General features: G+C 60.1%; 5 protein-coding genes. 4 read left to right on the top strand and 1 reads right to left on the bottom strand.

The genetic code is table 11. The features are described from left to right. Positions 1–146: 146 nt before the first annotated feature. Complete coding sequence (locus U3648_RS06980) at positions 147–1,706, top strand: 2-isopropylmalate synthase (protein WP_420858520.1); 1,560 nt, start codon at positions 147–149, stop codon at positions 1,704–1,706. A gap of 51 nt (positions 1,707–1,757) precedes the next feature. Here the strand turns inward: U3648_RS06980 and U3648_RS06985 are convergent, their stop codons facing one another. Next, complete coding sequence (locus U3648_RS06985; RefSeq protein WP_420858521.1) at positions 1,758–2,534, bottom strand: ABC transporter permease; 777 nt, start codon at positions 2,532–2,534, stop codon at positions 1,758–1,760. A 216-nt stretch (positions 2,535–2,750) separates the two neighbouring features. On the opposite strand from U3648_RS06985, the gene U3648_RS06990 reads away from it, so the two are divergent. From U3648_RS06990 to U3648_RS07000, 3 genes are all read left to right on the top strand, one after another. Next, on the top strand, positions 2,751–5,072 hold the full coding sequence (locus U3648_RS06990; protein WP_420858523.1) for a sulfotransferase: 2,322 nt from the start codon (positions 2,751–2,753) through the stop codon (positions 5,070–5,072). Between the two features lie 66 nt (positions 5,073–5,138). Continuing rightward, a complete protein-coding gene (locus U3648_RS06995; RefSeq protein WP_420858524.1) occupies positions 5,139–6,503 on the top strand; it encodes a KpsE/RkpR family capsule polysaccharide export protein in 1,365 nt (454 codons plus the stop codon). Positions 6,504–6,512: 9 nt separating this feature from the next. Next, positions 6,513–7,169, top strand: coding sequence for an ABC transporter ATP-binding protein (locus U3648_RS07000; RefSeq protein WP_420858525.1), 657 nt, complete (start codon positions 6,513–6,515; stop codon positions 7,167–7,169). The last annotated feature ends 161 nt before the right edge of the window (positions 7,170–7,330 follow it).

A 7,330-nucleotide genomic window follows, 5' to 3' on the forward strand; every position in this document is an offset into this window, starting at 1 on the left:
CCCATATCCCCACTTCGGCCCGTGACGGGCTGCGTCTGCTGGAGCTGCTTCTTAGCCGCCTCTGAGCGTGCCATTCGGCGCGACCGCTCAGAGGGGACAATCGCGCCGGACTACACCCAAGGCTAAGAAACAACAGGACTACAAACATGACCGACAAGAACCGTGTGTTGATTTTCGACACGACGCTTCGCGATGGGGAACAATCCCCCGGCGCGACCATGACCCATCAGGAAAAGCTCGACATCGCCGAGATGCTGGACGACATGGGCGTAGACATCATCGAAGCGGGCTTTCCCATCGCTTCCGAAGGGGATTTTCGCGCCGTTTCCGAAATTGCGGAGCGGTCGAAACAATCGACCATTTGTGGGCTGGCCCGTGCCAACCTCAAGGATATCGACCGCTGCTGGGAAGCGGTGCGCCATGCGAAATCACCGCGCATCCACACCTTTATCGGCACTTCGCCCCTGCACCGCGCCATTCCGAACCTGACCCAGGATGAAATGGCCGAGAAGATCCATGAAACCGTGACCCATGCCCGCAATCTTTGCGACAACGTGCAGTGGTCACCGATGGATGCGACCCGGACCGAATGGGACTATCTGTGCCGAGTGGTCGAGATTGCGATCAAGGCCGGTGCGACCACGATCAACATCCCCGATACCGTCGGTTATACCGCGCCAGCTGAAAGCGCCGACCTGATCAAGCGGCTGATCGACACAGTGCCCGGTGCGGACGAGATCATTTTCGCCACCCATTGCCACAACGACCTTGGCATGGCGACGGCCAACGCGCTGGCCGCCGTTGCCGGCGGCGCGCGGCAGATCGAATGCACGGTCAACGGGCTTGGCGAACGGGCGGGCAACACCGCATTGGAAGAGGTGGTGATGGCGTTGAAAGTGCGCCACGACATCATGCCGTGGCACACGGGCATCGACACCACCAAGATCATGAACGTCAGCCGCAAGGTCGCCACGGCATCCGGCTTCGCGGTGCAGTTCAACAAGGCGATCGTCGGCAAGAATGCCTTTGCCCATGAAAGCGGCATCCATCAGGACGGGATGCTGAAGAACCGCGAGAACTTTGAAATCATGCGGCCCGAGGATATCGGCCTGTCCGGCACCTCCTTGCCCTTGGGCAAGCATTCCGGCCGTGCGGCGCTGCGCGACAAGCTTCAGCACCTCGGGTTCGAGGTGGGCGACAACCAGTTGAAGGATATCTTTGTCCGGTTCAAGGAACTCGCCGACCGCAAGAAAGAAGTGTTCGACGACGACATCATCGCGCTGGTCCGGGTTGGTGAGGATGCCGAGAATGACGCGCTGAAGCTTGTGTCGATGCGGGTTGTCTGCGGCACCGGCGGCCCGGCGGAATCCACCGTTGAAATGGAGATTGACGGCAAGGATGTGTCGGCCACCGCGCATGGTGACGGGCCGGTCGATGCGACGTTCAAGGCGATCAGAGTCCTGCACCCCAACAGCGCCCATCTGGAGCTGTATCAGGTGCACGCCGTGACCGCGGGCACCGACGCGCAGGCCACCGTTTCGGTCCGGCTGGAAGAGGATGGCAATATCGCCACAGGCCAATCGGCGGACACGGATACGGTCGTCGCCTCGGCCAAAGCCTATATCCACGCGCTCAACCGGCTGTTGGTGCGGCGCGGCAAAACCGGCGAGGACCACAAGGAAATCAGCTATCGCGATCTGGCCTAGGCCGGGTTCGATGCGAAAGACCGGGGCGGCCATTGGGCCGCCCCTTGCATCTCAAAGCTCCAGAAAGTCGCGATAGTAGCGACGCAGGAACAGTATCCCCAGAACCGCCAGCACAAGAGCGATCCCAACCACATATCCGACCGAAATATAGTCGGGCCGGTAGCTGTAATAGAAACCAGTCCGGGACAAGGCCATGATGTGAACCAGCGGGTTCCATTCCAGCCAACTGCTAAAGGGTTCGGGAAACCGTTCGATCAGGAAGATCACGTTCGAAACAAAAATCAGCGGACGAGTCAGCACGCCCCACAAAGACCGCCAGATCGGAAAGCGCGTCATCAAGACCGCGTTCTGAAGGCCGACACCGAGGCCCAGCAGGACGGCAAGGCCGAAAGACAACAGGATTGGCGGAACGTCCAGAATGGTCCGCGTGTCATAGACGCCAAGGATAAAGGCCAGAATCAGCATGCTGACCAAGGCCCGCGTCAGGACCGTCAGGATCAGCCGGGCAAGGATCGCATCCATGAACGTGACGCGCGGATAGCTGAGCAATTGCCGCGAATAGCTTATCGACTGAGCGGTCTTGTTGGCCACATCCGTGTAAAGGAGGAAAGGCAGAAAGCCCGAGGCCATGAAGATCGCGAAGTTGGTGCCAAGAGCAGGAGTTCGAAACCCGACCGAGAAGATCAACGCCAGAACGAGGATCATCGCCGCAGGTTCAATAACGGCCCATGCATACCCCCCCCAATGCCGCCCATAGGTCGAAGACATCTCTCGTAGAACGAGCGCACCTATCGCGCGGCCGGTGGCGAAACGCGGCAGGTGGTTCACAGGTCGCAAAGGTGGCGTGTTTTCCAATGATCGGTCTTTCCTGACACCGTTCAGGCAGCATCACAGGTCCGGCGATGAAACTCAATATTCCGGTGGCGGCAAACCGCCTTGGTCACCGGGGCGGCCTGCCTTGACAGGATCAAGGGGGGCTGTCAGGTCTGACCAGCGAAACTGTAAAGTTGATGACTGATGGACCGGTCGCCGAAAGGTGGAGTGGTGGAATTTACCGAGTATCCCGCAACAATCGAACGCCGTGCCGTGATCCTTCACCTTGACCGTGCGGGAAGTAGCAGAACGGCCAAGAGTTTTGAGAAGCTGTATGAAAAGATTGTGGAAAACGGTTTCGTTTCTGTGCAGCGGGCAGAGATCAAGGGCGGGGATGCACAGGATGTCCTGACCCGGTGCGAAGAAGCGCTTGGGCAGTTTCGCAGGTCGCTCGCAGGAAGTGGAAGCAGGCTCTATGTGATGGCCTATTCCGACCTTGCCGCCGTCGCGCTGGACCTTTTGCGCAGGCACCCCGGTCGCGAAAGTGGCGTGATCCTTATCAGCCCGACCCTGGATGCAGGGCCTACCGGCGGCCACATGCCGTGGTCAGGGGCTGAGAACCCTTTGACCAGCAGCCCGACGGGAATGCCCTTCCGTCTGCTGCTTTTGCAGGGACGGGCCGACCAGATCGCGGACCCTGACCTTGCACGGCGTTTCGTGACATCCTGGGCGCCGGGAACTGCCCGCCTGATCGAGGTTCCGCAGGCAACCCACCAGTCCATCCTTTCGTCCAAGACGATCGAGACGCACGCCGGTCCGATCCTTGATATGGTCCTGAAGACCTTCCCACCGGAAGTTTCGCAGCTGCCGGAGGGTACCAGTATCCTTTACGGGATCGGCGCGCAGAAAGCCGGCACCAGCTGGCTGTATGATTTCCTGAAGGGCCATCCCGAATGCCATGTTCCGGAACAGAAGGAACTCCATTACTTCGACGTGCTCTACGGCAAGAACGAAGAAGTCCACAGAGACCGTCAGCTTGACAGCATCAGGGAGGCTGCGGCCCGCATCGCCCCACCCTTTGAAATGCAGGACGACATGGATCTCTTGAAGATTCAGACCTGGGCGCGTCACCTCCGGATCTATGCGGACAAGCCAAGAGTTTTCCGGCGATATGTCGAGTATTTGACGGAGGGCCGGAACAAGGAACCACTGCTGACGGACATTACCCCGTCCTACATGACCCTTGATGCCGAAACTTTCCGCACGATGGACCGGATCGGCACGGCCCGGTTCCTGTTCCTTCTCAGGGACCCGGTTGACCGTCTTTGGTCCCAGATCCGGATGAATATCGCGAACGAAGGCGATGCCCTCACCTCGGACGCGTTCGAGATGGCCTGCGCCGCCCGCGCGATGCAGATTTGCGCAAACGGGAACGTTCATCGAATTCCGCGCGCAGACTACGACCGGACGATCCGGGAGTTGGAATGGGCTATTCCGGCAGAGCGGATCAAATACGTATTCCACGAACCGACTTTCAGTCAGGCCACGGCGGACGAGATATGCGATTTCGCCGGTATTTCCCGACAGGCCATCCAGCCGCCCCGCGACGATCTGCGTGGGCGCGATGCCTCACTTCCCGCCGATATCGAGGCGATGCTGCACGAGGCGCTCGCTCCGCAATACCGGGCCATGACTGCCCGGTTCGGGACCTTGCCAGACAGTTGGCGGGGACTGCCCGCGCCCCGGCCGAGTCGGCCGATCAATTCAACGCCACTGCCGAGCGGCAATGCTGCCCCGACCCTCGCCTTCCTCCATATCCCCAAGACCGCCGGGATGTCGGTTATCTCGGAGATCCGCCGGATCGTGGGCGACAAGAACTCCAGCCCGATCACCTTGCACACGCAGGCGAAGGGAGGGCCGCAAATGCCTGCGGGCTACAGGTTCTATTCCGGGCACCTGGATTGGGACGAGGTTGATAACCTGCCCGAGAACCGGTTTGTATTCACGATCTTGCGCGATCCAAAGGAACGGATCGCATCGTTCTATTTCTATTCCCTGCGAGAGGCCGAGAAATGTTCGGCCGAGGACCTGCAAAGACCAGATCGCACCAATATGCGGCTCATCTCGACGCTGTCGGCGGATGACTATTTCTTTGGCGGGACGGCGGATTGGCAGAGGTTTATCCGCGATCAATATGACAATTTTTATTGTAGCTACCTAGCAACCCGAAAGATGCGCGCCTCGGGCCGGATGGAGGGGCTTTCGACCGATGAACAGGTGCAGCTTGCCCTGCGCAACTGCGACAAGATCGACCGGATCTACATGCTTGATGACCTCGGACCGCTGGAACAGGATCTTGAAGAAATCCTTCAAGAACCGGTGCGGCTGCGCAAGACGTTCAAGAACGCCGGCCCCAAGGCCGGCAAGGCAAGCCGATGGACCGAATTGGCGGCCCGATTTGAACGCGACGACAGCCTCGGGCGCCTCGAACGGTTCACCCAGCATGACAGCGCCCTGATCCGGGCGATGGGTTTTGGCGGCAAGGATGACTAGCCAGCACACTTGCGGGGTTCTACTATCGCGGGGCCCGAGTGGGTCAATACGCCAGGAAGGTAGCACGTGACAGCCTCTTCAGACGATCAACCCAAGCCGCCGCGGACCGCCGCGACAGACCCTCGTGCAGCAGAGCGGGCGGCCCTCCAGGAAGAGATGGAAGAGCTGAAACTCGCACGGCTGAGGACAAAGGTCGAAGGGTTTCGAAACGAATTCGAACAAGAGCGAGAGGCGGTGCGGCGACAGGCCGAGCAGTCAGAGGAAGCACCCGCACCCGCCGAGGACCCGGCATTGGCCGCCGCCCCGCCCGCCCGCATTAAACGGCGACATACGATCGGTATCCTTGCCTTCTTTGTGATCGTGATTGTCCCGACGCTGCTGGCCTTTTGGTATCTGACGGAACGGGCAACGCCGAGCTACACATCGCAGGTCGGGTTTTCGGTCCGGACCGAGGAGGTCGGCTCTGCTTTCGAGCTTCTGGGCGGGGTTGCGCAACTCTCCGGCTCGTCGTCGTCTGACACCGACATTCTCTACGATTTCATCCAAAGCTCTGAAATGGTTCGGAAGGTGGATGAGCGGCTGGGTCTGGTCGCGCTGTGGGCGAAGGCCCCTGCAGACACCGACCCGATCTTTGCCTATCAGCCGCCCGGCACAATCGAAGACAAAACCGCCTATTGGTATCGGATGGTCCGGGTCTATTCCGACAGCGGAACAGGGTTGATCAATGTCGAGGTCAGCGCCTTTGCCCCCGATGACGCTCAGGCGATCGCCTCGGTCGTCTACGAGGAAAGCAGCCTGATGATCAACCGGCTGTCCGCAATCGCACGCGAAGACGCAACGCGCTATGCACGCGACGAGCTCGACCTCGCGGTGGAGCGGCTCAAATCGGCGCGCGAGGCGCTGACCCGGTTTCGCAACGAAAACCAGATCGTGGACCCCGCCGCATCGATCCAAAGCCAGATGGGGATCCTGTCGTCGCTGAATACCCAGCTTGCGGAAACCATGATCGACATCGACATGCTGTCGGAAAGCACCAACCAGAACGATCCGCGATTGATTCAGGCCCGCCAACGTGCGGACATCATCCGCGCCCGTATCGACGAGGAACGGAGTAAACTCGGGTTTGGCACGACAGGGGACCATGAAACCGGGGGGCAGGTGTTTGCGGATGTGGTCGGGGAATATGAGCGGCTCGCGGTAGAACTTCAGTTTGCCGAACAGTCCTATACCGCCGCGCTTGCCGCCTATGACGGATCAGTGGCCGAGGCACGCCGCCAAAGCCGCTATCTTGCCGCACATGTGGCCCCGTCGCTGCCCGAGAGTCCCAGCCACCCTCAGGTTGTCGAAACCACGCTGATCGTCGCGCTGTTTGCCTTTCTGACATGGGCACTGGCACTTTTGATCGGCTATTCGCTGCGTGACCGGCGCTAGGGGCCGCTCATGATCGTCCTGCGGAATCTGACCAAGGTCTACAGGCATGGCGGCCGGCGCAAAGTCGTGGCCGACAATATCAACCTGACGATCCCCAGTGGCGTTACGGTCGGGCTCCTGGGTCGCAACGGGGCGGGGAAATCGACACTGATCCGGATGATCGCCGGGCTGACCGCGCCCACGTCCGGAGAGATCCTGACCGATGGGCAGATCTCGTTTCCAGTGGGCATATCGGGCGCAATCCACCCCGATATGACCGGGTCTCAGAACACCCGGTTCGTGGCCCGGATCTACGGCGTGGATACGGATGAACTGGTCCGTTTTGTCGAAGACTTCGCCGAGTTGGGCGATCATTTTCATATGCCGGTTCGGACCTATTCATCCGGGATGCGGGGGCGTCTTGGGTTCGGGATCAACCTCGGCATCCAGTTCGACACCTACCTGATCGACGAAGTTACCGCGACAGGCGACGCGGATTTCGTCGAGAAGAGTCGACGGCTGTTCAAAACCCGGACGGAACGGGCCGGAGCCATCTTCGTCAGCCATTCCGTGTCGCAGTTGCGCAAGATGTGCGAGGCCGGCGCGGTACTCGCCAACGGCAAACTAATCTATTACCCAAATGTCGAAGACGCGATCGCGGCCTACGAGACGCGCGCCCACGGATAGATCCTCGGTACCGACTGCGCGGATTTTTGAGCGCCTTTAGCCCCGCGGATGCGAGGCGTAGTGTATTGTCTTGGAATGATAATATTGGTTGCGGGGGTAGGATTTGAACCTACGACCTTCAGGTTATGAGCCTGACGAGCTACCGGGCTGCTCCACCCCGC

Origin of the sequence: Marivivens marinus (genome assembly GCF_035969385.1) — a bacterium.
GTDB lineage: Bacteria > Pseudomonadota > Alphaproteobacteria > Rhodobacterales > Rhodobacteraceae > SELP01.

What these genes read in the sequence shown, in the direction of transcription:
- U3648_RS06980 (WP_420858520.1), top strand. Translation starts at nt 147, where the DNA reads ATGACCGACAAGAACCGTGTGTTGATTTTCGACACGACGCTTCGCGAT.
- U3648_RS07000 (WP_420858525.1), top strand. Translation starts at nt 6,513, where the DNA reads ATGATCGTCCTGCGGAATCTGACCAAGGTCTACAGGCATGGCGGCCGG.